General features: G+C 37.2%; 25 protein-coding genes, 2 tRNA genes and 1 other annotated feature. Of the genes, 23 read left to right on the top strand and 4 right to left on the bottom strand.

Annotated features, from left to right (window positions below; all coding sequences use genetic code 11):
* On the top strand, positions 1–798 hold a 798-nt coding region (locus tag ACESSZ_RS03500), incomplete at its 5' end, for an InlB B-repeat-containing protein (protein WP_499842688.1).
* Positions 799–871: 73 nt separating this feature from the next.
* Here the strand turns inward: ACESSZ_RS03500 and ACESSZ_RS03505 are convergent.
* Positions 872–1714 (bottom strand): alpha/beta hydrolase, encoded by an 843-nt coding sequence (locus tag ACESSZ_RS03505; RefSeq protein WP_008687887.1) that lies wholly within the window; start codon positions 1712–1714, stop codon positions 872–874.
* Positions 1715–1808: 94 nt separating this feature from the next.
* Between ACESSZ_RS03505 and ACESSZ_RS03510 the strand changes: the two genes are divergently transcribed.
* The 14 genes from ACESSZ_RS03510 (at position 1809) to ACESSZ_RS03575 (ending at position 17274) form a co-directional block, all read left to right on the top strand.
* Complete coding sequence (locus ACESSZ_RS03510; protein ID WP_008687890.1) at positions 1809–2537, top strand: amidohydrolase family protein; 729 nt, start codon at positions 1809–1811, stop codon at positions 2535–2537.
* A gap of 60 nt (positions 2538–2597) precedes the next feature.
* Complete coding sequence (locus tag ACESSZ_RS03515) at positions 2598–3062, top strand: hypothetical protein (RefSeq protein ID WP_008687893.1); 465 nt, start codon at positions 2598–2600, stop codon at positions 3060–3062.
* 383 nt (positions 3063–3445) lie between these two features.
* Complete coding sequence (locus ACESSZ_RS03520) at positions 3446–3787, top strand: DUF6442 family protein (protein ID WP_008687895.1); 342 nt, start codon at positions 3446–3448, stop codon at positions 3785–3787.
* 242 nt (positions 3788–4029) lie between these two features.
* Positions 4030–4284 (top strand) — a binding site (T-box leader).
* Positions 4285–4320: 36 nt separating this feature from the next.
* On the top strand, positions 4321–5355 hold the full coding sequence (locus tag ACESSZ_RS03525) for a methionine ABC transporter ATP-binding protein (RefSeq protein WP_008687897.1): 1035 nt from the start codon (positions 4321–4323) through the stop codon (positions 5353–5355).
* Positions 5349–6029, top strand: a complete 681-nt coding sequence (locus ACESSZ_RS03530; RefSeq protein WP_008687898.1) for a methionine ABC transporter permease — start codon at positions 5349–5351, stop codon at positions 6027–6029. Before ACESSZ_RS03525 ends, ACESSZ_RS03530 begins: the two co-directional genes overlap by 7 nt.
* Positions 6030–6144: 115 nt before the next feature.
* The gene (locus ACESSZ_RS03535) at positions 6145–6966 is read left to right on the top strand and encodes a MetQ/NlpA family ABC transporter substrate-binding protein (RefSeq protein ID WP_008687899.1); all 822 of its coding nucleotides are present in this window, start codon (positions 6145–6147) and stop codon (positions 6964–6966) included.
* A gap of 156 nt (positions 6967–7122) precedes the next feature.
* Positions 7123–7893: a hypothetical protein gene (locus tag ACESSZ_RS03540; protein ID WP_008687900.1), complete on the top strand. Its 771-nt coding sequence runs from the start codon at positions 7123–7125 to the stop codon at positions 7891–7893.
* Between the two features lie 256 nt (positions 7894–8149).
* Complete coding sequence (locus tag ACESSZ_RS03545) at positions 8150–9262, top strand: metallophosphoesterase family protein (RefSeq protein ID WP_132224881.1); 1113 nt, start codon at positions 8150–8152, stop codon at positions 9260–9262.
* 3 nt (positions 9263–9265) lie between these two features.
* Entirely contained in the window at positions 9266–12295 is a 3030-nt protein-coding gene (locus ACESSZ_RS03550) for an AAA family ATPase (protein WP_132224879.1), read from the top strand.
* Between the two features lie 2 nt (positions 12296–12297).
* Positions 12298–13041, top strand: coding sequence for an NAD-dependent protein deacylase (locus ACESSZ_RS03555; RefSeq protein ID WP_008687904.1), 744 nt, complete (start codon positions 12298–12300; stop codon positions 13039–13041).
* Positions 13042–13354: 313 nt separating this feature from the next.
* Positions 13355–15190, top strand: coding sequence for an asparagine synthase (glutamine-hydrolyzing) (asnB, locus tag ACESSZ_RS03560; RefSeq protein ID WP_008687905.1), 1836 nt, complete (start codon positions 13355–13357; stop codon positions 15188–15190).
* 221 nt (positions 15191–15411) lie between these two features.
* Positions 15412–15487 (top strand) — tRNA-His (locus tag ACESSZ_RS03565).
* A 191-nt stretch (positions 15488–15678) separates the two neighbouring features.
* On the top strand, positions 15679–16518 hold the full coding sequence (locus ACESSZ_RS03570) for a DegV family protein (RefSeq protein ID WP_008687907.1): 840 nt from the start codon (positions 15679–15681) through the stop codon (positions 16516–16518).
* 3 nt (positions 16519–16521) lie between these two features.
* Positions 16522–17274: a PHP domain-containing protein gene (locus ACESSZ_RS03575; protein ID WP_008687909.1), complete on the top strand. Its 753-nt coding sequence runs from the start codon at positions 16522–16524 to the stop codon at positions 17272–17274.
* Positions 17275–17327: 53 nt separating this feature from the next.
* On the opposite strand, the gene ACESSZ_RS03580 is transcribed toward ACESSZ_RS03575, so the two are convergent.
* Together ACESSZ_RS03580 and ACESSZ_RS03585 are read right to left on the bottom strand one after the other, a co-directional pair.
* On the bottom strand, positions 17328–17933 hold the full coding sequence (locus ACESSZ_RS03580) for a hypothetical protein (RefSeq protein WP_008687911.1): 606 nt from the start codon (positions 17931–17933) through the stop codon (positions 17328–17330).
* A gap of 52 nt (positions 17934–17985) precedes the next feature.
* Positions 17986–18195 (bottom strand): hypothetical protein, encoded by a 210-nt coding sequence (locus ACESSZ_RS03585; RefSeq protein WP_008978551.1) that lies wholly within the window; start codon positions 18193–18195, stop codon positions 17986–17988.
* A gap of 191 nt (positions 18196–18386) precedes the next feature.
* Between ACESSZ_RS03585 and ACESSZ_RS03590 the strand changes: the two genes are divergently transcribed.
* Positions 18387–18686 (top strand): phasin family protein, encoded by a 300-nt coding sequence (locus ACESSZ_RS03590; RefSeq protein ID WP_008687914.1) that lies wholly within the window; start codon positions 18387–18389, stop codon positions 18684–18686.
* The gene (locus tag ACESSZ_RS03595) at positions 18670–20274 is read left to right on the top strand and encodes an ABC1 kinase family protein (RefSeq protein ID WP_008687916.1); all 1605 of its coding nucleotides are present in this window, start codon (positions 18670–18672) and stop codon (positions 20272–20274) included. The genes ACESSZ_RS03590 and ACESSZ_RS03595 overlap by 17 nt, the downstream gene beginning before the upstream one ends.
* Before the next feature lie 50 nt (positions 20275–20324).
* Here the strand turns inward: ACESSZ_RS03595 and ACESSZ_RS03600 are convergent.
* Positions 20325–20412 (bottom strand) — tRNA-Ser (locus tag ACESSZ_RS03600).
* A 243-nt stretch (positions 20413–20655) separates the two neighbouring features.
* On the opposite strand from ACESSZ_RS03600, the gene ACESSZ_RS03605 reads away from it, so the two are divergent.
* The 6 genes from ACESSZ_RS03605 to minD are packed head-to-tail and all read left to right on the top strand — an operon-like array spanning position 20656 to position 24476.
* The gene (locus tag ACESSZ_RS03605; RefSeq protein ID WP_008687918.1) at positions 20656–21063 is read left to right on the top strand and encodes an SPOR domain-containing protein; all 408 of its coding nucleotides are present in this window, start codon (positions 20656–20658) and stop codon (positions 21061–21063) included.
* The gene (gene radC, locus ACESSZ_RS03610; protein ID WP_008687920.1) at positions 21053–21730 is read left to right on the top strand and encodes a RadC family protein; all 678 of its coding nucleotides are present in this window, start codon (positions 21053–21055) and stop codon (positions 21728–21730) included. The genes ACESSZ_RS03605 and radC overlap by 11 nt, the downstream gene beginning before the upstream one ends.
* 50 nt (positions 21731–21780) lie before the next feature.
* The gene (mreC, locus tag ACESSZ_RS03615) at positions 21781–22620 is read left to right on the top strand and encodes a rod shape-determining protein MreC (RefSeq protein WP_008687921.1); all 840 of its coding nucleotides are present in this window, start codon (positions 21781–21783) and stop codon (positions 22618–22620) included.
* Position 22621: 1 nt separating this feature from the next.
* Positions 22622–23176 (top strand): hypothetical protein, encoded by a 555-nt coding sequence (locus tag ACESSZ_RS03620; RefSeq protein ID WP_008687923.1) that lies wholly within the window; start codon positions 22622–22624, stop codon positions 23174–23176.
* Complete coding sequence (locus ACESSZ_RS03625; protein ID WP_008687924.1) at positions 23149–23721, top strand: hypothetical protein; 573 nt, start codon at positions 23149–23151, stop codon at positions 23719–23721. Before ACESSZ_RS03620 ends, ACESSZ_RS03625 begins: the two co-directional genes overlap by 28 nt.
* Positions 23700–24476, top strand: coding sequence for a septum site-determining protein MinD (minD, locus tag ACESSZ_RS03630; protein WP_008687926.1), 777 nt, complete (start codon positions 23700–23702; stop codon positions 24474–24476). Before ACESSZ_RS03625 ends, minD begins: the two co-directional genes overlap by 22 nt.
* The last annotated feature ends 30 nt before the right edge of the window (positions 24477–24506 follow it).

Genomic DNA, 24506 nt, shown 5'->3' on the forward strand with positions numbered 1-24506 from the left:
AAATACAAGGTAACATCCATTAAGAAAGGCAGTACCGGAAATAAGACACTGTATGCGAAATGGAGCAAAAACACCTATAAGCTTAGCTATCAGCTGAATGGTGGGAAAAATGGTAAGAATCCTTCCTCTTATACGGCAACTAGCAATACGATTACCTTAAAAAGTCCAACACGAAAAGGCTATACGTTTAAGGGATGGTACAGTGATAGTAAATATAAATACAAGGTAACATCCATTAAGAAAGGCAGTACCGGAAATAAGACACTGTATGCGAAATGGAGCAAAAACACCTATAAACTTAGCTATCAGCTGAATGGTGGGAAAAATGGCAAGAATCCATCCTCTTATACGGTAACCAGCAATACGATTACCTTAAAAAGTCCAACACGGAAAGGCTATACGTTTAAGGGATGGTACAGTGACAGTAAATATAAGTATAAAGTGACATCCATTAAGAAAGGTAGTACGGGCAATAAGAAACTGTATGCAAGATGGAGTAAGCTTAGTGTAGGTAAGGGAAAAACACCAACATTAAAAAATAGTGCAAAAGGGAAACTAAGTGTGAAATATGGTAAGGTAACCTACGCAAAGGGATATCAGATTACGTATTCCACGAGTTCAAAGTTTACGAAAAGTACAACCAAAAGCTTGTATACCAGTGCCACTTCAAAAACGCTGAGCAATATGAAAATAAAGAAAACGTATTATGTTAAGGTACGGGCCTATCAAACAGATTCTTTAGGCAGCAAAGTTTTTGGTTCCTATAGTACCGTTAGAAAAGTATATATTAAATATTAGTTAAGGAAGGACATCCTTCCTTTTCTTTATAATATTATTTACATGATCACTTCTTTAAGGAAAAAGGAATCGATTACGATGTAACCGATTCCTCATGTATCGTCACTTGTTTTAAGTTTTCTTTTTCAGCATCCAAGCGATGTTTCTTTTCAATTAGCTTATCCATGATATCTTCTGCCATCTCTATTTTTTGTTCATTTAATAGATGATCATCAAAAAATAATTTCATAATTTGATAAGCTTCCCAGTTTACTTTTTCATCCATCAAAAGACGATGATGTCCTTCGTGAAGAATAATGAGCTTTTTACGTTCATGTGGGACTTTATCGTATGCATTTATGGAGCTTTTGATTGAGATAACTTCATCTTCATCACCATGTAGAAATAAGATTGGGCAATCAACCTTTGTAATATACTTTTTAAGGTTTTTAATGAGTTCACTAAAAGCACTATAAAAGGAACGGGGAAGTTGTATTTCTTCTTTTTTATCATTGGTCCATAAAGAAATTGCCGATTTGGTGATCGCATCCGTAATCATATCCATATTTATATAGCTAAATGCCGGCGCAAGTAAAACTAATTTTTTTACAGGTACCATAGCGGCTAAATAAGAAGCTATAACACCGCCCATAGAAAAGCCCACTAGGTAAATATCGCGATTTGTTTTTTTATATTGATCTAGCTGATCTTTTGCACGTTGTACCCAGCACATCCAATCATGATCTTCTTCATCAAATAAATCATACATATCAAACTGGACGATATCATATCCATCTTTTTTACCCCATAAGGCAAGATTATCAAATTCATGTTTACGTCTTCTTCCATAGCCATGAATTGTTAGGATTACAGGCTTTGTTTTTGGGGTTGTTGCTGGATTCTCTTTCTCGAAGTGTTTTTTTAGCCAATCAAACATAACATCCCTCCTTTACTTGTTTAATTATATCATAATTTACTTTTCTTTCTGTGTGAAATTGTCATATAATAAGAGAAGTCTATAAGGAGAATTCATGAAGAAAAAAGCAACGTTACTCATTACAAATCTTGAGAAAATTTATACTATGCAAACAATTAAACAAAAAGATGTTATTTATTCACACGCCTATTTGGCAATGCATCATGATGTCATATTGGAAATCGGTGAGGGAAGCTATACACATCTTTTGGATAAAGATACGCGAATCTTAGAAGGACGCAGTCATTTTGCGATTCCAGCATTTATTGAAACTGATGCAGTTTACCCTGCATGTGATGAATGGAATAAAACCAGAAAGTTGCAAGAATATCGCATGCAGTATATGCAGCATGGGGTCTTAACGATGGCGATGGATAGCCATGCACAATCCTTTCTTGAAATGGATATTGTCCCCAAACAAGCATTGACCTATCCTATTCTATATGGGAATGCTATTATCAAAGCATCAACAAAATATACCAAAAAACGGTTTTGTATTAGTACCAGAGATAACCATTTCATCATGCAGGATCCATTATTGCTGGCACAGTTGCTACATATCAAGCAGGGCATGGATGCCTTATTGCTTTTAAAGGCATTGACATGCTATCCTGCTAAAGCGCTACAATTACCCCATGTTGGTGTATTAAAAAAAGGAAAACAGGCGGATATCTTGATTTGTCATGGTAATTCTTTATCACATCTGTTTCAAGGTTTATATGAGAATCATATAACGCAAATCGTGAAGAAAGGTGTCCGCATCTATCCAAATCTGCTCATATAACACAAAGTTCGACAGTTTTTCAGCTCTTCGTCATATAGTATGTTAGAGAGGTGAAAACAAGTGGAAATCATACAACATGAAAAGGAAAAACAGAATGTGCTTCTGACAGGTGATTATTGTCCTAATCAGGCTCTCATTAATGAATTTCAAACAATCTTTTTTACTTGCAAGGTGACAAAAATTGAATTACCGGGTAAGGAATTAAAAGATTTTGTAGTTGAGGAGCAAGCGCAGTTTCTAATGCTGCATGTCCGCATCAAAAATATAACAAATGAAATATTAAATATGTATAAGGATGACTTTATGATAACTTTTGATGAGGAAGGCCCATTCGAAGCAGAAGATTATTTTGGTGTAAAAAATCAGCTTCCTGATGAATATGCGTTAAAACCAATGGAAGAAATATATGGCTCTTTGATCTTTATCATTTCATCTACAGCAAAAAAAATCATCTTTAGCTATACGGAATATTTTGATGATGAAAGTGAGGGGAAAACGTACAAGCTTAAATATAAAATAGGGTAAGATCCGTCTTAGGGGCGGATTTTATATTACAGAGTTCTTTAAAGCTATTTGCATTGCATTTACAGCTATAGCAAATCGCTTTTCTTTATTATCTGTGAAAATAAGGTAAATGTTGCTTTGGCTAAGATTTTTCCATAAGCTTTGCTTTCTCTCTGTGCTAGATGATGCTTCTTTTGCTGTTGGATATAAGAAAACTTTCGACAACTAGATAGCTGCTTTTATTATCTTTTTATGTGTCTTTTGTAAACAATGCATAAGGGTGTAAGGATGGCGTTATGCAAAGTACACTTGCTATAAGCTTTTAAAATGTGCTAAACTTTATTTGACGTTTGATAAAGGATACGATGATACTACATCATAGGAGAATGACAGGGGAATAAGACATGGAGAAAGAAGAGCTATTGCAGAAAGCGCGCAAAGAGAATCAGCATGGTGATGAGCGAATAACCTATTTGGATGAGCGTTCCAGTTCATGGAGCTTTCGTGTTATTATGAGTGTGTTGATTGTATATGATGTTGTGGTTTGGCTTATAGGGCCGCCATATACAGATCGCTATTATTATCTTCATAGCTTTGCCCAAATAGGCATGTTTTTATATAATTTGGCGCAATTTTATTACACTCGAAAGAAAAGCAATTTTTTCTTTGTCATTATTTTTGGAGTCAATGCTGTTTACTTCTTATACTGGTTAGTGACAGGAACTTTCCTCTGTGTTGTACGATGAAATAAGAGTGAATCAACATCATTATTGTGTCGTATATGCTTTTGTTGGTATGAGCAAAGTGTCTCGCTATATGGTTTTTCCAATTGAAATAGGTTCGTTTTATCCGAAAGCTATATTGGTGGCAATCTTATGTGTGACAGTAAACAAAACGTTTGAAGAAGCGTTTATTTGGAATAATTCAGAATTTTGTTTTATTTCACTTGACGAATCTAGGAAAATAAAGTAACATTATTCACGTAAACAAAATGACGTAGAAAAGAAGAGTAGACAGTGTATACTTTCTCAGAGAGTTCTCATTTGGTGCAAGAGGATAAAGCGAAGCTGTTGAAAATGGTCTTGGAGTCGCATGGTCGAAGAACGTTTAGGCTATGACGTGTTCGCTCGTTACAGCGATAGAGTATAACTTTCTGTTTGAAGGCGTACTTGATGAGATCTATCTTGCAAAAGATGGGTGAATTTAGGTGGTAACACGATAAGCACAAGCTTTCGTCCTAATGGATGAGAGCTTTTTTTTATAAGAAGGAGGTAGTTGGATGATTCGTTTAGAGCATGTCAGTAAAACATTTGATACCGTTTCTGGTGATGTGCATGCAGTAAAAGAGGTCAATCTGGAAATCCAGGATGGTGAAATCTTTGGCATCATTGGTTTCAGCGGTGCCGGTAAATCGACCTTGGTACGTTGTATCAATCTGTTGGAACGCCCTAGCAACGGCAAAGTTTGGATTGACGACGAGGAATTGACGAAAATGAGTGAAAAGGCATTACGTGAGGTGCGTAAGAAAATCGGTATGATCTTTCAGCATTTTAACTTGATGCGTTCACGTACCGTATATCAAAATATCGCCTTTCCATTAAAGGGGAGTGGCTTATCAAAAGAGGAAATGGATAAGAAAATCACTTCATTATTAGAATTAGTCGATTTAGGCGATAAAAAAGATGCGTATCCATCACAGTTAAGCGGTGGACAGAAACAACGCGTGGCAATTGCCAGGGCCTTGGCAAATGATCCAAAGGTCTTATTATGCGATGAGGCAACCAGTGCCTTAGATCCGCAAACGACGAAGAGCATTTTGAAATTATTAAAACAGGTAAATGAAAAACTGGGGATTACCATCGTTTTGATTACTCATGAAATGGCTGTTATAAAAGAAATTTGCGACCGTGTTGCGGTAATGGAAAAAGGTAAAGTCATAGAAGAAGGAAATATCTTAGAAGTTTTCTGTAAACCACAGGCGAAGGTAACCAAAGATTTCATTGCGACTACAAGCAATATATCCCGTATTTACGAAATGGTAGATGAGGGTAGTGCATTAACAGAATTAAAACCAGGACAGCATCTAGTGAAATTAAATTATGATGCGGTAAATACTTCGAAGGCGTTAATATCCGAAATCTCCCGTGATTTCCATGTGGATACGAATATCATCTTTGGCAATGTAGAAATCATCAAAGACAGCCCATTAGGAGATTTGGTTGTAATCTTTGGTGGCCAAAAAGAAGATATTCAAAATGCAATTGCTTATATGGAAAAACATGATGTGAAAGTTGAGGTGCTGAAAGAATGTTAGAAGTACTAAATGATTTAATTCCAAACATTATGAATAAACTTCCGGAATTCTGGCAAGCCATTCTTGACTTCTTTATCATGTTGGGAATTACCGGTGCTGTATCCTTTATTTTTGGTACATTATTTGGTGTTATTTTAACTGTTACAAGACGTGGTGATATTTTAGAGAATAAAGTGATTTATTTCATTTTGGGAAAAATTATTGATTTGTTTCGTGCGATTCCCTTTGTTATCTTGATTTTCTTCTTAGGGCCAATGACACGCATTATTGCGGGAACGACGATTGGTTTGCGCGGAGCTTTGTTTCCTTTAATGGTAGGAACGATTCCTTTTTTTGCCCGTCAGGTAGAGAGTGCATTGGCTGAAATCGATCGCGGATTAATTGAAGCCAGTCAGGCAATGGGAAGCTCGCCAATGGAAATTATCTTTCGGGTATATTTGAAAGAAAGTATTCCTGGCATTATACGTGCAACAACGATCACCTTGATTTCACTGATTGGTTTGATCACCATGGTCGGTGCTGTCGGCGGTGGTGGCATCGGTGATTTTGCTATTCGCTATGGTTATAATAGTATGCAAAATGATGTGACTTATGTTTGTGTGATTATCTTATTGTTGATTACGACAACGATTCAGGGTGTAGGAAATATCTTAATCCGGAAAACCACCCATTAGAGGTGAAATATGAAACATATATTAAAACAAGGAAGCCGAATCTGTCGAATGTGTTGTACCTGTCAGGCAGGTTTGGATGAAATATAAAAAAATAGAAAGAAAGAGGGAAAAAACAATGAAAAAATTAGTAGCAGGATTCTTAGCTGTTGTCTTACTTGCAGGCTGCGGCGCAAAAAGTGATGATACAGGTAAGGAAGATAAGACATTGCGTATTGGTGCTAGTACAACACCTCATGCAGAAATTATTAAGCATATTCAGCCGGCTTTGGAAAAAGAAGGCTATACGGTGAAAATTACGGAATTCACAGACTATGTAAAACCAAATCAGGCATTAGTAGATGGTGATCTGGATGCAAACTTCTTCCAGCACAAACCATATATGGATGATTGGGCGAAAAAAGCGGGTGCTCAAGATAAGATCACAAGTGTGTTCTCTGTTCACTTTGAACCAATCGGTATTTATTCGGTAAATCATAAATCATTGGATGAAGTGAAAGATGGTATGAAAATTTCAGTACCTAACGATCCTACCAATGGTGGACGTGCTTTAAAATTATTAGCGGATAATAACATCATCACTTTGAAGGATGGAAAAGGTGTAGATGCAACAAAGAGCGATATCGCCAAATATAATGTTAAAGTCGAAATTATCGAGATGCAGGCAGAAACATGTGCAGCCAGCATTCAAGATGTTGACTATGCCGTTGTTAATGGGAATAATGCTTTAAATGCCAAAATCAGTGAAAATGTTCTTACAACCGAATCAAAAGACAGTGAGGCTGCAAAAACATATGGCAATATCATCGCTGTACAAACAGCACATAAAGATGATGAGAAAATTAAAGCATTGATCAATGCCTTAAATACAGAAGATGTGAAAAACTATATTGACGAAACATATCATGGGATTGTCGTGCCTTTAGTTCCGACAAAATAGGCTGAAAAAGTGTCCATTACGGATGCTTTTTTTTCTTAAGAGCCGTCTGCCATTATTAGGAAAAGCTAAGGGAATTGTTGTAAAGGCATGAGAAAGAGTGGTTTTTTTCACCAAAAAACAGTATAATAAATAAAAACATGAACAGGAGGAGATCGTATGGATAAAGAAAAAGGGTTTATTCGCAGAAACAAATTTTTTGTATTACTGCTGAGTGTCTTATTGCTAATCATCCTATCTTTAACGATCTATATCCTAACCCAGAAATTAGTAGAGAAAAACAATACACCGATTGATGTACCGACACAAGAAGAACCTACGCAAGAAGATGCTATGATTACCGAATTTTTAGGAACCTATAATCGCATGGATGATCAAATTCATTTCCATTGGAGCTATTCTGCAGGAAAAACTGAAATCGAAAGTGTTCATTTGTATCATTCAAAGGATAATCCCATTGATGTATCTTCCTATAGCTCTTGGACTTTACCAAGAGATAGCTATGGCTTAACGACAGGGGATAATGATTTTACCTTGATCATTACACAGGCAAATGGTAAGGAAATCAAAAAGACAATAAATGTATTTGTGAAATATGTCGTTCGTTTTGATCAACAGGTGAAGCAGGAAGAGGGACGTACTAGAGTAACACTAACATATCAATATCAAAAGGAACATCCGGTTAAGGTGCCCAAATTGATCATGTTGGATGATACGATTAATTATAATCGTATGGATTATATTGATACGAAATATAAAGAAGAAAATGGAATGATTATCGCGAAAACAACATATGAATTCCAATGGTATGAATATCCAGTCGAGTATCAGCAATTTTCCATCCGCTGGGCTTTTGAGGATATTAATGACAGTGTTGATTTTACATTAGAAAAGGGAAACGCAACGCAGGCAAATCCTAATGAAAATTAAATGGTTCGTGATAAAATGACCGCGTTTCCTCAGCTTTTTACAATGCGTAGTTCACAAAGATGTGTGAGAGGATCTTTCGCCATCTTTTTTCAATTTTTTATAGAAGGGTCAAACGATGTAAGCTGGTAGCAAATAGAAAGAGGAATACCTATTTGCATATAATATCAAAATGCTATCAAATAGAATATGAGAATAGGGCATCTTGATTTACTAGACGAAAATAATGCGAAGAAATAAAAGGAAACGGGGTATCACAATGAAAATATTACATACGGCGGATTGGCATCTGGGCATTGATTTGCATAAGGTATCTTTACTGGAAGATCAAAAATATGCTTTATGGCAAATAAAGAAAATCGTTATGAAAGAAGATGTGGATGTAATCGTAATTGCTGGAGATGTGTACGATACGACCTTGGCAAGCAAAGAAGCAATTGAACTTTATAATCGTTGTATGAGCATGTTATGCTTAGAATTACTAAAGCAGGTCATAGTAATTGCCGGTAACCATGATTCGGCTGTTCGCCTGGCTACCTGTGCAGAATTGTTGGCACCTATGGGACTGCATATTTATGGCAAGTTGGAAGAGAAGGTCAAAGGATTACGGATCAAAGATACAATGTTTTATCCAATTCCTTATTTACATCCTGCACAGGTAGCTCAAGTGTATGAACAACCATGTGCAACACAAGAAGAGGCTTTTCGTATTATTTGTGAAGATATTCATCTGCATAAGGAGAAAAATTTATGCCATGTTGCAATAGCGCATGCTTTTATTGCGGGCTCCAGTGTATGTGAAAGTGATCGATTTGCTCGTGTGGGAGGCAGTGATCTGGTGCCTGCCACACTATTTGAAGAATTTGATTATGTAGCTTTGGGGCATCTTCATCGTCCTCAAAAGGTTGGGGAACATGTATATTACAGTGGATCATTATTGCCGTATTCTTTTTCAGAAGCTGAACAGCAGAAACAGGTGCTGCTATATGATACATGCAATCAAAAGGTATATGCACGTACCATAGAACCTTTACATCCCCTTTATGTTCTAAAAGGCAGCTTATCATATCTGCAACAGCTAAGACAAGTTGATGACGGATATCCACAGGGCTATGTAAAATTGCAATTGTTAGATGTGTGTGTATCGTATGAAATGCTGACTTATTTTCAGGAACATTATCCAGGACTTTTACAGTTGAGTGGGAAAAATGAGCAGATAAAGAGTAAAATTTCATTGGATGTTGAGCAACTAGATGGATTAAATGATGTCAATATCGTGAAACGCTACTTTCAAGACATGTTTCAGGAAACTCTTTGTGATGAAGATATTCAGCTCTTGCAAGAGGGTCTGTCTATGCTTGAGGAGGTGTAGGGAATGCTGCCAAAACGATTGGAAGTACAGGCATTTGGTCCATATGTAAAGAAACAGCAAATTGATTTTACACAATTTATGAAGGATCGCCTATTTCTTTTGGAAGGAGAAACCGGAAGTGGCAAGACGATGTTGTTAGATGCCATGACATATGCCTTATATGGAAAGAGCAGCGGTGGACAGCGGGAAGATCTGGAAAGTATGCGTTCTCGCTTTGCTTCTGAGCAAATGCCTACGATTGTTGATTTTACGTTTACGATCAAGGAGAAGGAATATCGATTTTTTCGAAGTGTTGAAGTTCGCACCAAACGAAATAAAGAAAAGGCATATAAAGTGAATGTCGATGCTGGTGAAATGATCGATGGTTGCTTTCATCCTTTCTTTGAGAATCCTAAATTGCGTAGTGTCGAAGAAAAGGCACAAGAACTGATTGGTTTATCCTATTTACAATTTGTGCAGGTGATGCTTTTGCCACAAGGAAAATTTGAACAATTTTTAACAAGTCGTAGTGAAGAGAAGCAAGATATCCTGAAAACATTATTTCAGATGGAACGCTGGAGCTCTATAAATGGATGGCTTACAGATAAACTGAATCAGAAACGGAATGCCTTAGATCTTTTAAAACAGCAAATGGCAGCGGATTTACGTTCTTTAAATGAAGAAAGCATGCAAGCAGCACAGCAAACCTATGCTTCGCTCACGGAACAGATTGTACAGGACAATGAACAAAAAAACGCACTTTTACAGCAACAGGAAAACGTTCAAGCAGATCTTCTACAGCAGAAAGAATATCATCGTTGGAAAGAAGACTATAAGCTGAAACAACAACAATATGAAAAAGAGAAGCAACAAGAAGGGCAAATGAAGCAACAAAAAGAGCAGGTACTGCGTTGGAAGCAGATGCAGCAACTGCGACATATGTATCAGGAAATGCAGCGCTTGCAAAAAGCGAAGGAATTACGTAAAGCACAATATATACAGGCAAAGGACAGAAAACAGAAAGCTAGCCAGCAATATGCTTGTTTGGATGAGCAAAATAAAAGCATTCAGGGCTATGAAGAGCAAATACAGACTGCAAGAGAACAATTGCTACAGTGCGAAGAGCAGCTGCGGTTGTTAAAAACCTTTGATAAGCAAAAACAACAAAGTGAACAGCTGGCAACAGCATACCAGGCAATACATAAACAGAATATCGAATGGAAGCAAAAGAATATGGCATTACAAAAGACACAGCAGTTGTTGCAGCAAGAAATACAAGCGTTTGAGCAAGAAGCAAAGCAACATGAACAACTCAAAGCAGATTGGCAGTATTACGTGCTAGCAGAAAAACGTTATCAAAAACAAACAGCGTTACAAGAACAGATGAACAAGCAGAAACAGGCATGGATGAATGCGCAATCTGCGTATCAGCAACAACAGGAAACTTTAAAAAAACGGCAGCAGCAACATGATGCATTGTATCAGCAGTTTTTAGAACACAGTGCTTTACAGTTGGCAGAAAGCTTGCAGGAAGGAAAGCCATGTCCTGTCTGTGGTTCTTTTCATCATCCAAAACCATATGTAGCACAAAAAGCCGCCGTTGATTTGCTTACGCTTCGCTCTTTGAAACAACAGTTGGAAGAAGGAAAGCAAAAGGAAGAACAACTGTATCGTTTAGAAGAAAAGCAACAAGCTGCCTATGCCTTGTTAAAGAAACAGCTTAAGGATATCCAAACGCAGATACAGGAATTATTACAAAAACCGTTCCTTTTGGAAGAATATCACCAGATCAAAAAGCAGTATAAAGAGCTAATTAAAGCAGAAGAAAGGCAGAGCCAAAGGCGGCAAAAGTTACAAGTATTACAATCCAGTGCTTTGCAAAGACAAGAACAATTGGAAGCTTCCCTTCTACAAGAGCAGACAAAGCAACAAAACTATCTAATGGCCAAAGCAGAAGTGGCTGCCTTACAAAAGCGACTACCACAACAAGATTTAAAGCAGTTGCAGACACAATATGAACAACAGCAAAAGAGTCTGAAATACTTACAAGAGCAAAAGAATCTACAGCTTCAGCAAAGGGAAGCAAGCATCATTGAATACAATAAGGCTATTGAACATTATCAGACCAGCGAACAGGAATATAGACAGGCGCAGCAACAGTTACAGCAACAACAAGAACAACTGGAAGAAGAAGTTATCAAACAACAGGTCAAGATAGTGGAACTGGAAACAATGCCATCTGATACGGATATTGAAAACAATGCAAGTGAGGTTGAACGTTATTTCTTGAACCTTACTCATTTAGAAAAAGAAATACGAAAACAAGAAGAATACTTGGCTAAGATCATATGGCTTGATCTAGATAAACTTGTTGCACAAGATGCTAAACTTAAGGAAGAACTGTTGCAAATACAGGAACGCTTAGCGCAAAGACAAAGTGAACAAAAGATCTATGCGCGCACTTTGTCTGCATTACAAAATCAAATGAAAGAATTAGCAATTATTGAACCAGATTATCTTCGCATGCAGCACTTTGTAAAAGCTATGCGCGGAGATCAAGGCATTGGCATAGAACGCTATGTCTTAGGGGTATTATTAGATAACATCACCACCCAAGCCAATAAGCTGTTAGCCCATATCCATGAAGGTCGCTATCAGATTTTTCGCAATGATGATACAACTGGAAGAAGTCGCAAATATGGCTTAGAGCTATCTATTTTTGACACCTATTCCATGGAACCACGAAATGTGGTATCCTTAAGTGGAGGAGAAAAATTCTTAGTATCCTTAGCCATGTCCTTAGCACTATCCATGGTCGTACAAGCAAGGAATGGCGGAATCCGTTTTGATTGTATGTTTATTGATGAAGGTTTCGGTACTCTGGATGAGCATAGCATAGCGGACGCATTGGCTATCTTGCAGACAATGACACAAGGCAAAGGCATGATTGGTATCATTTCCCATGTGGAAATTTTAAAGGAAAATATTCAGGCAGGTATCGCTGTTGTTAAAACCAGAGAAGGCAGTTATATCCAAATACGAAAGGGAGCATAAATATGTATGATAAATTAAAAAGGGTTATAGAAGAAAATAAACATATCGTCTTTTTTGGTGGAGCTGGTGTATCCACAGAAAGTAATATCCCCGATTTCCGTTCACAAAGTGGTATATATAGCAAAAAAACATATCCTTATCCTGCGGAAACAATGATATCTCATGATTTCTTTTATGAGCATACAGAAGCTTTTTATGATTTTTACTTTCATGAGATGGTCTATCCGAATGCGCAGCCAAATCCAGCACATCTCGCTTTAGCAAAATTAGAAGCATTGGGGAAATTAGATGCTGTGATTACCCAAAATATTGATGGACTTCATCAAAAAGCAGGCAGTAAAAAAGTGTTAGAACTTCATGGCAGCATACATCGTAATCGCTGTCAGAGTTGTCATAGTTTTTTTACATTGGAGGATATGCTGAAGCAAAAAGATGGCATTCCTAAATGCCCGAACTGTCATCATACCATCAAACCAGAAGTAGTGTTGTATGGTGAATCACTAGATATGCAAGTAATGGAGGAAGCTGTGACAGCGATTGCCAATGCAGATGTGATGATTATCGGTGGTACCTCTTTAGTTGTCTATCCGGCTGCGGGGTTATTGCGTTATTTTCGAGGTAAGACCTTGGTGCTGTTAAATAAAGCGGTAACAGCAATGGATGATCAAGCAGATATCGTAATTCATGATCCAATTGGCGAGGTGTTGCAGGAAGTAGTGCTCCATAATACGAAGCTTGTTGATTGATGCAAATGGATCGAAGAGAAAAGAAAAACCTCTTTATGGTAGAATCAAATAGGAAGCATTTCACAATAGGACATGACATTGCGCTTGTCCTTTTTTCTTAAACGCATCGATTTCCTTGTACAAATTGTAAAAGTATACAACAGTATCCGCAATTTTCAGAATTATTAATAGCTTTCTTGCAATCAGCTATTGAGAAACGTTTGTACATCCTTTATAATAAATAAGATTCCTGTCTTATTCAAAAGAATTATCTATATGAGACAAACAGGATACTGGAAGATAACGCATGAAATAGCGTAAAGAGGTGTTAACAATGTGTGGATTTACGGGTTATTACGGTTTTGGTAATTACGATCGAAAACAGATATTAGATGCGATGGGTGAATGTATTGCTCATCGTGGCCCTGATAGTGATGGAACATTTTTAGATGATCATGTAGCATTGGGATTTCGTCGTTTAAGTATTATCGATTTAGAAGGAGGCTCTCAGCCTATTCACAGTGAGGATGGCAGACATGTCATCGTATTCAATGGAGAAATTTACAATTATCAGGATATTCGCAAAGAACTGATTGAAAAACATGGCTGTACATTCGCGACACATAGCGATACAGAGGTTATCTTACAGGCATATAAAACCTATGGTGAAGATGCCGTAAAGATGTTAAGAGGTATGTTCGCCTTTGTGATTTATGATAAGGAAACACATACGATGTTTGGCGCACGCGATCAATTTGGCATTAAACCATTTTACTATGCTAAGATGAACGACACCTTATTATTTGGTTCAGAAATTAAATCTTTCTTACCTCATCCAGCTTTTCACAAAGCGGTGAATAAAGATGCTTTAAAAATGTATTTGATTTTTCAATACAATCCATTAGAAGAAACAATGTTCAAAGATGTCTATAAATTAGAACCAGGTACATGTTTTACCTATGATGGCAGTGACTTTAAGGTGAAACGCTATTTTACCTTTGCCTTTGAGGAAACGTCAAGATCATTAGAAGAAACGGTAGAGTGCATTCATCAAAGTGTCAAGGATTCTGTTGCTTATCATAAGATAGCTGATGTTGAGGTAGGTTCTTTCTTATCCGGCGGTGTAGATTCTAGCTATATTGCATCTGTTTTACGTCCGGATAAAACATATTCTGTTGGTTTTGAAGTACAAGGGTTTGATGAAACGACCCATGCTAGAGATTTATGTGAGACACTACATCTGAAAAACAAGAAAAAAACATTAACTTCAAAAGATTTCTTCGATGCTTTACCAAAGGTGCAATATTATTCAGATGAACCTCATGCCAATTTATCGGCTGTACCTTTATTCTATTTATCTGAAATGGCTGTGGAGGATCTGAAAGTTGTACAAAGTGGTGAAGGTGCCGATGAGTTGTTTGGCGGATATGATGCTTATAAAGAAAACAAAAATGATGAACTTTATAAAAAAATCGTACCTGCTGCATTACGCAAAAAGTTAGGGCATTGGGCAAAAGGCAGAGCTGAAAAACGAGGTATGGGCTTTTTACAACGCAATGCTACTTCTTTGGAGGATTCTTATATCGGGCAGGCATTTATTATGGATAATGAAGATGCGGATGAGGTCATGGCAGATGGTTATAAAACAGCTTTATGCTATCAGGATGTTACACGACCTTACTTTGAACGTGTAAAAGAACAAGATGACCTACATAAGAAAATGTATTTAGATATGCACTTATGGTTGCCTCATGACATCTTATTAAAAGCCGATAAGATGACGATGGCACATTCCTTGGAACTGCGTGTTCCTTTCTTAGATAAAGAAGTTTGGAACTTAGCAAAATCGCTGGAAAGTGAATATTGTATAAAAGGCGAAGAAAGCAAACGTGCGTTCCGTATGGCGGCTATGAAAAATATACCAAGTGATTGGGGCAAACGTAAAAAGATGGGCTTTCCTGTTCCATTGCGTGTATGGCTGCGAGAAGAAGCGTATTATGCAAAAGTGAAAACGATGTTTGAAAAACCATATGCGGCAGAGTTCTTCAACCAGAAGTTAATCTTACAATGGCTTGAAGATCATAAAAATAATTTAGGAAATTATCAGCGTAAGATTTATACAGTCTATTCTTTCTTATTATGGTATGAGCAGTATTTTGTTTTACATTAAGGCGCAGTGAAGACCGGTTTAACCGGTCTTTTGTGATGCAACTCAAGGTTGATAACTTGGATGAAAAAGTAAGGTGTAAGCGAAGATCCCAACCGTTTTAAAGAAAACACCAGGAATGGACTTTACGATTCCATTCCTGTCTTTATAAAAAAATTAAAAAAACTATTTACAAATAAAAAGGGATAAGATATAATATAACTCGCCTGATGAAAGAAATCATGGCGGATGTGGTGAAGTGGTTAACACAGCGGGTTGTGGTCCCGTCATGCGTGGGTTCGATCCCCATCGTCCGCCCCATATAAGAACAGGTAACCGGCATCGCCGGTTTTTTTATGCGCGGACGATGGGGATAAACGGTACGTGTCGTAAAAATAAGAAAGAAGAAATGACGTAGCTCAAAGAGGCTGCCCTTGAAAACATTGTAATTCTTAATTCTGTATTGTGATTTTAAAGTAAAATTGCTATAATTGCACGTAAGGAGTGATTCCATGAAAAAGATAGCATTAATGTGTGATTCCAGCGCAGATATCACCAAAGAACAAGCAAAAGAGCTGGATATTCATGTCATCCGCATGCCGATCAGCATGAACGGAAAAGAATTTATTGAAGAAGAGACAATATTTGACAAAGATATCATTCAGGCATTAAAGAATGGTGATCAGGTAAAAACAGCACAGCCCATCATCGGAGATCTTACGCGGATGTGGGATGACTTATTGCAAACATACGATGAAGTATTTTATTTACCTTTATCAAAAGCACTAAGCGGAACTTGCCATGTTGCTATCGGACTGGCTGATGCATATGAAGGAAGAGTCATAGTAGTAGATAGTGAATATGTTTGTTATCCTGTTGTCAAAATGTTGCAAACGGCCCGTAAGATGTTTGAAAAGGGATATACAAGCTTACAAGTAAAAGAAAAACTGGAGAAGGAAGGCAGCCTATTTGCCGTTTTGATCCCAGAAAATTTGACGACATTAAAGAATGGCGGCCGAATTTCGCCAGCTGCTGCAGCGTTAGCAGGTTTATTAAAAATTCAACCATTGCTAAAGGTTGAACATGGGGCAATTGATTTAGTAGATAAAGTACGTACCTTGAAAAAAGCATACAAAGAGGGAATTGCTTATGTTATAAAGGACATTGATCCGGCAGAATATGATTGGATGATCATTGATGCTGATAATCGTGAGGTAAGCAATGAATTAAAGCTTCAATTGGAAGAGGTAATTCATCAACCGGTAGAACAGCAAGTGTTTAAAGCGGTTATTATGTCTCATGCCGGACCTGGCACGATTGGTTTTGGACGCATTAAAAAGATACGGTATTAGCATATGATAGATGCACATGTATCTTTACAGGGATCCTACAGCAAAGCGTTGTTGATGGAATATAGCAAGGTAGCACAAAAGAAACACATTGATGAGCTTTATGTGTTAGAGCCAACCTATAAGTTTCAAGAATGTGAATTGTTGTATCAGGAAATACGGGCAACTTATCCATGTCAGAATCAATGGTATAATAATATAACCAAATGCTCTATTTGTGAATATCAAAATTTTATTGATGAAATGAAGCAAGAGGAGTTCCCAATAGCAATAAAATTCGGTCTATGTGTCAGTTATCTGCCGCAACACGAACGTTTTCTTGAGCAGTTGAAGCAAGCGTATCCATATGATGTTTTTGTCGGCAATATTGAATTTATTGATAATGTTGCTTTTTCATGGAATGAATCTTATGAGATGATGTGGAATAAGTATAATGCTAATTTCTTATATCGTCGCTATTATGAAACTATGAACGCCTTGTTAACAAGTCAATTATTTGATGGGGTTGCAGGGTTTGATGCGATTAAGATTTGTCAGATAAAACCAAGTTTTTCTATGGATCATACATTTCATAAATTAGCGAAAATATTAAAAGAGAAAGCTATTTATGTTGAACATGATACAATCATGGCTTATCGGTATCAACATGGGGATGATGGCTTGCAAGCGGACTTTTTACAAGTGTGCAAGGCGCTGGGAGTTAGAGTTTTACGGGCAAGTAATGCCAGCGTTCCTGAAGAGGTAGGAATGGGATTTTAAGATAATATGAAGGCTGTGATAACGGATGTTCTCCGCTGTCACAGCCTTTTGTTTTATTGAATCAATTGAATCAGTTCTTCACCGTTAGCTAATAATGCTTTTTCCAACTCTTGATTTTCCTTTTTCACGATCCATACACCATCATTTTGTTGTAAGGAAATAGTAACAGTTTGCTCTTTTTCTTCTTTACTATCACGAATATAAGTATATAACGTGGTAAGTATTTCTTGTTGGGCTTTTTGATCAGAAAAGTTCTTATCTTTACTGAGCTTTTCCACTTTCTTCTCTGCTTCTTTCATCCCTTTTTTTACAGCATTACGAATATCTTTTGTTTTTAAGATTATAGCGACTTGTGCATTTTTATCCTTTATGGTTTCCTTTTTTATCGTGAATTGAAATCCATACATCGTATCATGTGCAGCTTTTTGCAATTCGTGATCAATGCCATCTATATAATCCTCATCTTGCATCTGTAAAGATTTCATGCTTGCCAGATTCCATTGAGAAGATGTTTTTAAAGCTGTTTCATCCTGCTTTTGGATTGCTGTCAGAAATTGTTTGGTTACATCAGTTGGTGTCGGTTGTTTTTCTTTTTCACTGCAGCCTGCGCATACCATAAGCATAGCTACGATGATTGCCATCCATCGAAATCGTTTCAAATTATCGCCTCCAATGCAGCTTATTTTAACATTGAATGAAAGAAAAGACAAATTATGTTAATTTGCTTGTCACATTTTTGAGATCTTCTTCCAATTTTTCATACTCACCCGCATAATTATGCCCAATCAAAAATAATTTATAATATGCTTTATATTGCTCGAAATAACGTTTTAGATAAGATGGCTGTTTCACGATGCGTACCTCGTTATAAGCAATATGTGCATGATCAAGAAATTTTATGAAAGAAACATATTTCCTCATGTTCATCACCAGTTTCATTTTAACGAAAAGATAGGGAAAAGTCTACTATTTCTAAGGCTTTGTTGAAAAGATGGAACATATCATACGGAAAGCAGATCATTCAGAAGGAAAAAAGTATTTCCTTTGTGCCGAAGCATAGAAAACGTGGTAAAATAAAAGTAATAAAAAATATCCAAAGGAGATGTATTACTATGTTGAATTTTAGTGATGATGTAAAGAAAGTATTTCTTGCCGGAATCGGTGCAGCTGCTACAACAGCAGAAAAAGCAAAAGAATTAGTAGATCAGCTAGTTAAAAAAGGTGAATTGACTGTAGAGCAGGGAAAAGTGTTAAATGAAGAACTAAAACATGCGGTCAAAGAAAAGCTAAGTACTCCTGTAGATGCAGAAGGTATTAAGAAAGATCTGGAAAAGGTGAGCAAGGAAGAACTTGCGGCAATTAAAGAAAAGATTGAAGAATTGCAAGCAAAGAGTGATGAAGAAGACAAATAATAAGAGTCTAAGCAGTAAACGCCGACTTGCTCAAATCATTAGTATCCTAAAAAAGCATCAGATTACGAAAGGTGTCGATCCAATAAAATTTCGTGAAATTTTAGAAGATCTAGGCCCTACCTTTGTCAAAATCGGACAGATCATGTCAGCAAGGCAGGATATGTTTTCAGAGCGATATTGCGTAGAACTTATCAAACTACGAGATAATGTTGCTCCCATGGATATGGAAACGGTACGTAATGTCATCGAAGAAGAATATGGGATGGATCTAGAAGATGTTTTTATAGACTTTGATGTACAGCCTTTAGGTAGTGCTTCAATCGCTCAGGTTCATAAAGCCAAACTGAAGGATGGACGAGACATTGTTGCTAAGATACAGCGCCCCAACATCTATGCGACCATGGAACGTGATATTTCATTAGTGCGAAGAGCTAGTAAACTTTTACATCTCAATGAAATATTAGGCAGTGTAGTAGACATTAATATCGTTTTAGATGAATTTTGGCATACTGCCAAAGAGGAGATGGATTTTCTTAACGAAGCTAAATTTGCCAAACGTTTTACTGCCCTTAATGAGGACATTCAATATATTGGTGCTCCTAAGATAGAAGAGGAATACAGCACGAGCCGTGTTTTAGTCATGGAATATATTAATGGCTTACAAATCGATGAATTTGAGGTTTTGGAAAAAGAAGGCTATGACCGTAAAGAAATCGCGATTAAGTTAGCAGAAAACTATATCAAACAGATTGTAGATGATGGATTTTTTCATGCTGATCCACATCCGGGCAATTTGCGTATTCGGGATGGTAAGATTGTCTGGATTGATTTTGGCATGATGGGCATGCTTAGCAAGCAAGATAAAGATTTAATGAAAAACGCCGTCATGGCGATTGGCAATAATGATACCCAGAAACTAGTGGATGTCGTTTTGGCTTTAGGTATCCATGATGCTAAAATTGATCATGCCTTGTTTTATGATGATATGGAAAGCTTTATGCGCCGTTATCTACAAATGGAATTGGCAGAAATCAATCTTGGTGTAGCGATACAGGAAATCTTTACGATTGCACATAAGCATAAAATATCGATGCCAAAAGGTATTAGCATGCTCGCAAGAGGGCTAGTCACGATAGAAAGCACTATGGTAATCGTAGATCCAAGTATTAACATTATTTCTATAGCGGCAAATCATGTGGCAGGAAAGATGGTAAAAAAGTGGGACCTAAAAAAAGAACTGACCAAAAATGGCAAACAATTGTATGATGCAACTACTTATGGCATGCGATTGCCGATTCAGTTATATGAAGTCATGCAAATGGTTATGAAAGGACGTTTAAAAATTAATCTAGATGTCATGGGCAGTGATGTACCAATGACTGCTATTAATCATATGGTGAATAAGCTGACTGTTGGTATTGTCAGTGCTGGGTTGTTAATGGCTAGTTCATTACTGTGTACTACACAGATGACCCCAAAAGTATTTGGCATTCCGGCATTAGGTTTCATCGGATATATTACAGCTATTGGTTTAGGCTGTTGGCTGTTATTTGCGGTGATGAAAGAGCATCGTAAACGAAAACGCTGAAGTAAAAAAAGCCCCTATTACCTTACGGTAGTAGGGGCTGATAATTTCCATGGCGGAGCGCATGAGATTCGAACTCACGGTAGCTTTCACTACGCCACCTTTCCAAGATGGTGCCTTAAACCACTCGGCCAACGCTCCAAGGTTACTTTTATTATTTTACTTATTTTCAAATAAATGTCAATAAGAATTTACTACTTTCTACGATATGTCTTGTAAGGAATAACCTTTATAAAAAATTGTTGGTGAAATATGTGCGCAATTTTTACGTTTTTTGCATGATTGCGTCGTATATGTATACGGAAGGGATTCTTTGTCTGTTTCTGTCGTATCGGCATTTTCTCATGCACAAAACACATATACAAGGGTAGGAGGGTAAGGCATATGGAGAATAAACGATTAATTGTGTTTTTTGCAGTATTGTTTTCAATAGTATTTTCCATCGTATACTATGCACTGTTTACAACACTGTCCGATGCAGAAGCACAAAAACGGACATTATATATGGTGCAGGTGGGGTTATACAAACAGCAAGACAGTATTGACGATATGCAACAAAAGCTGAAAAAGGAAGGCATATCATCTTATGTTTGGAAACAAGGAAAGACAACGGCGGTTGTTTGTGGTGTTGATGTTGATGAGAAACAAACAAAGAAGGTAGAGTCTGTGTTGAAAAAGAAGAAGTACAACTATATTCAAAAAAGTGTAACCATTACGGATGCGAAGTTGGCTACCCTAATTGATAAAAAAGAATATGGTGAAGTACTGGAAAGGATCAAAGATGAAAGTTAAAGAATTAAAAGAAGAAGAGCGGCCACGTGAAAAGGCGATTCAGTATGGAGTAAACGCTTTGAGTAACCGAGAATTAATAGCATTATTGCTCAGAAGCGGTACGCAATCGCTAAGTGCTTTAGAATTGGCAGATAAGGTGTTAGCATTAAAAGCAACACTTGGAGAACTGGGAAATGCCAGTATACAAGAGCTTATGTGTATCAAAGGCATTAAAAAAGCAAAAGCCATTGAATTGAATGCCGCTTTTGAATTGTGCCGACGCATTGCTTTTGATAAAGTGATGCATAAGGAACAAATTGAAGAACCACAGGATATTTTGGAATGGTTGAATCAGGAAATCGGCTATGCTAAACAAGAACATTTTTTAGTGTTGTTTCTTGATCAGAGAAATCATGTCTTATGTTATCGTACTATGTTTATGGGCACATTAACTTCTGCAAGTGTCCATCCACGAGAAATCTTTAAAGAGGCGATGCAACAAGGCTGTGCAAAGATTATTTGCGTTCACAATCATCCATCTGGCGATGCAACACCAAGTGATGCTGATATCACATTAACAAAGGCTATTCAAGAGGCTGGGAAAATGGTAGCGATTCCATTGATTGATCATATTATCGTTGCACGGAATACGTACATAAGTTTTCGACAAAAACGACTTATGGATTGAACTATTTCATTTTACCCTTTATAATGGAGAGGTACGAAATAGGTGATAAGATGTCAAAATTTAATCGACTTCAGAAAATAGTAATCGGAATCATCCTGGCCTTTGTGGCATTGGGTGTTCTTTTGAAAAGCATGAGTGGTACGCTAACAAGCAATTTAGGCTATGATGGCATCAGTATGCTGAAATATGCGCTGATCGATCATCCGGTAATGACCGCAAAAGATTGGCTGCAAGATTTGGCAAATTTGTGGAGCGTGAAGGAAGAAAATGATTTACTACGCTATGAACTTAGCCAAAATCCTTCTTACAAGGCAAAATATGATGACGAACGCCGTAAGAACACAGAACTAGAAGCGGCTTTGAAACTGCAAAAGAGCGAAGATAAATATACCATGACATGGGCACATGTGATTTCCCGTGATCAGGCAAGTTGGAATAATCTTATTACCATCGATATTGGAAAAAGAGATGGTGTTAAGGAAGGCATGGCAGTCGAATCGGTAAATGGTATGATCGGCAAGGTTGCCAGTGTGTCAAATCATACCAGTGTCGTGAAGTTGTTAACGAGTGAAGACAAGACGACGACAGCTTCCATTAAGATCAATATTGATAAGAAGACAAGTGTTGATGGCGTATTGCAAAGTTATGATATCAAGCGTGGCATGTATGTCATATATTTATATGATGATACGGATAAAGTGAAGGAAGGCATGCAGGTCATTACAAGTGGCATGGGTGGAGGATATCCTAGCGGCTTGTTGATTGGTAATGTCGATTCTATTCAAGCTTTAAGTAATCAAAGTGGACAGACTATTTATGTACGTCCGGTTGATGATTTTCAAGAATTCACGTTGGTGCGTGTAATTACAGGCGCAAAGGGGGAGAAGTGATATGACACATCTTCTCTTTGTTGTTTTCTGTTTTCTAATCGATGAAGTTTTGATGATTTTATTTCCCAACTCTTATTTGGTAGATACATTGATGTTTATTCCAAACTTGGGTTTTTGTGCAATGATTCTCACTGTTCGCAAGTTTAATCTGATAGACACCTGTTTGTTTGCCTTTGGCTGTGGAATGATCTATGATTTCTGTTTTGCGAATACATTTCTGATTTATGCAATTGTTTATACTCTGGTTGCCTGCCTGCTACATCTTTGGAGCAAGCATATGACCGATACCTTAATAGAATCGTTAATTCTAGCAATTGTGACAATTTTCGTCAAAGACCTTTTGATATACTTCTACATGAGCTTTCAGCGAATGACAGAAATGTCTTTGACACTTTGGGCAGAACGCTATGAATTATTGACCCTACTTGCGAATGCTATCTTAGCGATGGTCATTGTTTATTTGATCAAAATCAAAGACGATTATCTGGAAATGAAAGCCCGTCGGATACGAAAAGGGGAAAAGGTCGAATGGTTCAGATTAAAATCAAAGGAATAAATAAGGATTATCATGTGTTTGTCGAATTTGACGATTTTGATGCATGCTTACAAGAATTACATCATAGACTGCTGCAATGTAGTATTTTCCATACATCTGCGCTTGCAGTCTTTTTTCATTTGCCAAAGATCAATGATGCGCAATTTCTTGCTATTTTGCAAGTTTGTGAACAATGTCATATCATCATGAAAGGCTGCAATGTAGAAACAGAAAAACCGCGAATCAAGATTTTGCAGAAAACGTTAGGGAATGGAGAGCATTATCACTTTCATGAGCCAATCCTTTTATTAGGCACCATTGAACAGCAGGCTTATGTTGTGAGCGAAGCTTCTTTGTATGTGTTAGGAAATATGTATGGGAGTGTGGACCTTTTGCATGCCCATTGTCAATTATACGTTTCAGCTATGCAAGGGAATGTGCGCATCTGTGACAGTCGCTTTCAAAATCTGACATCTTTTTCACCAGCAGAGGTTTATTATGAGCATTGCACAGTGAAACTGAAACAACTAAAGGAGGAGAGAATGTGGGAGAGGCAATTGCAATAACTTCCGGAAAAGGCGGTGTAGGGAAAAGTAGTACCGTCATAAACATCGCAACATTATTAGCTCAAAGAGGCTTTACGGTTTGTATGATTGATATGGATCTGGGATTGAAAAATCTAGATATCATGCTTGGTTTAGAACATCGGGTCATTTTTGATTTAAAGGATGTGTTAGATGGGCGCTGTACGTTGGCAAAAGCCATCATCAAGGATAAACGGGAAGAGAATTTATATTTGTTGCCTGCCTGTAAGACTATCCATATTGATCAATTTCCAAAACATGAGTTGCCTCATATCGTTGAGGCGTTGAAGCAGAAATTTGATTTTGTGCTCTTAGATGCTCCGGCTGGAATTGAAAGTGGCTTTTTACAGGCCATTGCCTGTGTCAAAAAGACAATTGTTGTCACAACATTAGATGTCACAGCATTGCAGGATGCTGATCGTGTCATTGGTATTCTAATGAAAGAAGGAATGGAAGAAATTTCTTTTATCGTGAATCGCATGCAGCCAAGACTTATTGAAAAAGGCATCTGTATAACATTAGAAGAAGCAAAGTCATGGCTAGCAGTGGATTTTTTAGGATATGTGTTTGAAGATGAGGAAATGATACGTGCAAACAATCATGGAACACCTTTAACAAGACGAAAGGATAGCCAATTATACAGTTGTTTTCACTGTATCGTAAAGCGTTTGTTAGGCGAAACCAGCGCTTTGCCAAAATATCGTTCCAAAACAATATTGGCAAAACTGTTTGGATAATGGCGAACTTCCTAGTTTTTTTACGATGTT

The sequence above is a fragment of the Eubacterium sp. 3_1_31 genome, from assembly GCF_964249515.1.
Classification (GTDB): domain Bacteria; phylum Bacillota_I; class Bacilli_A; order Erysipelotrichales; family Erysipelotrichaceae; genus Longicatena; species Longicatena caecimuris.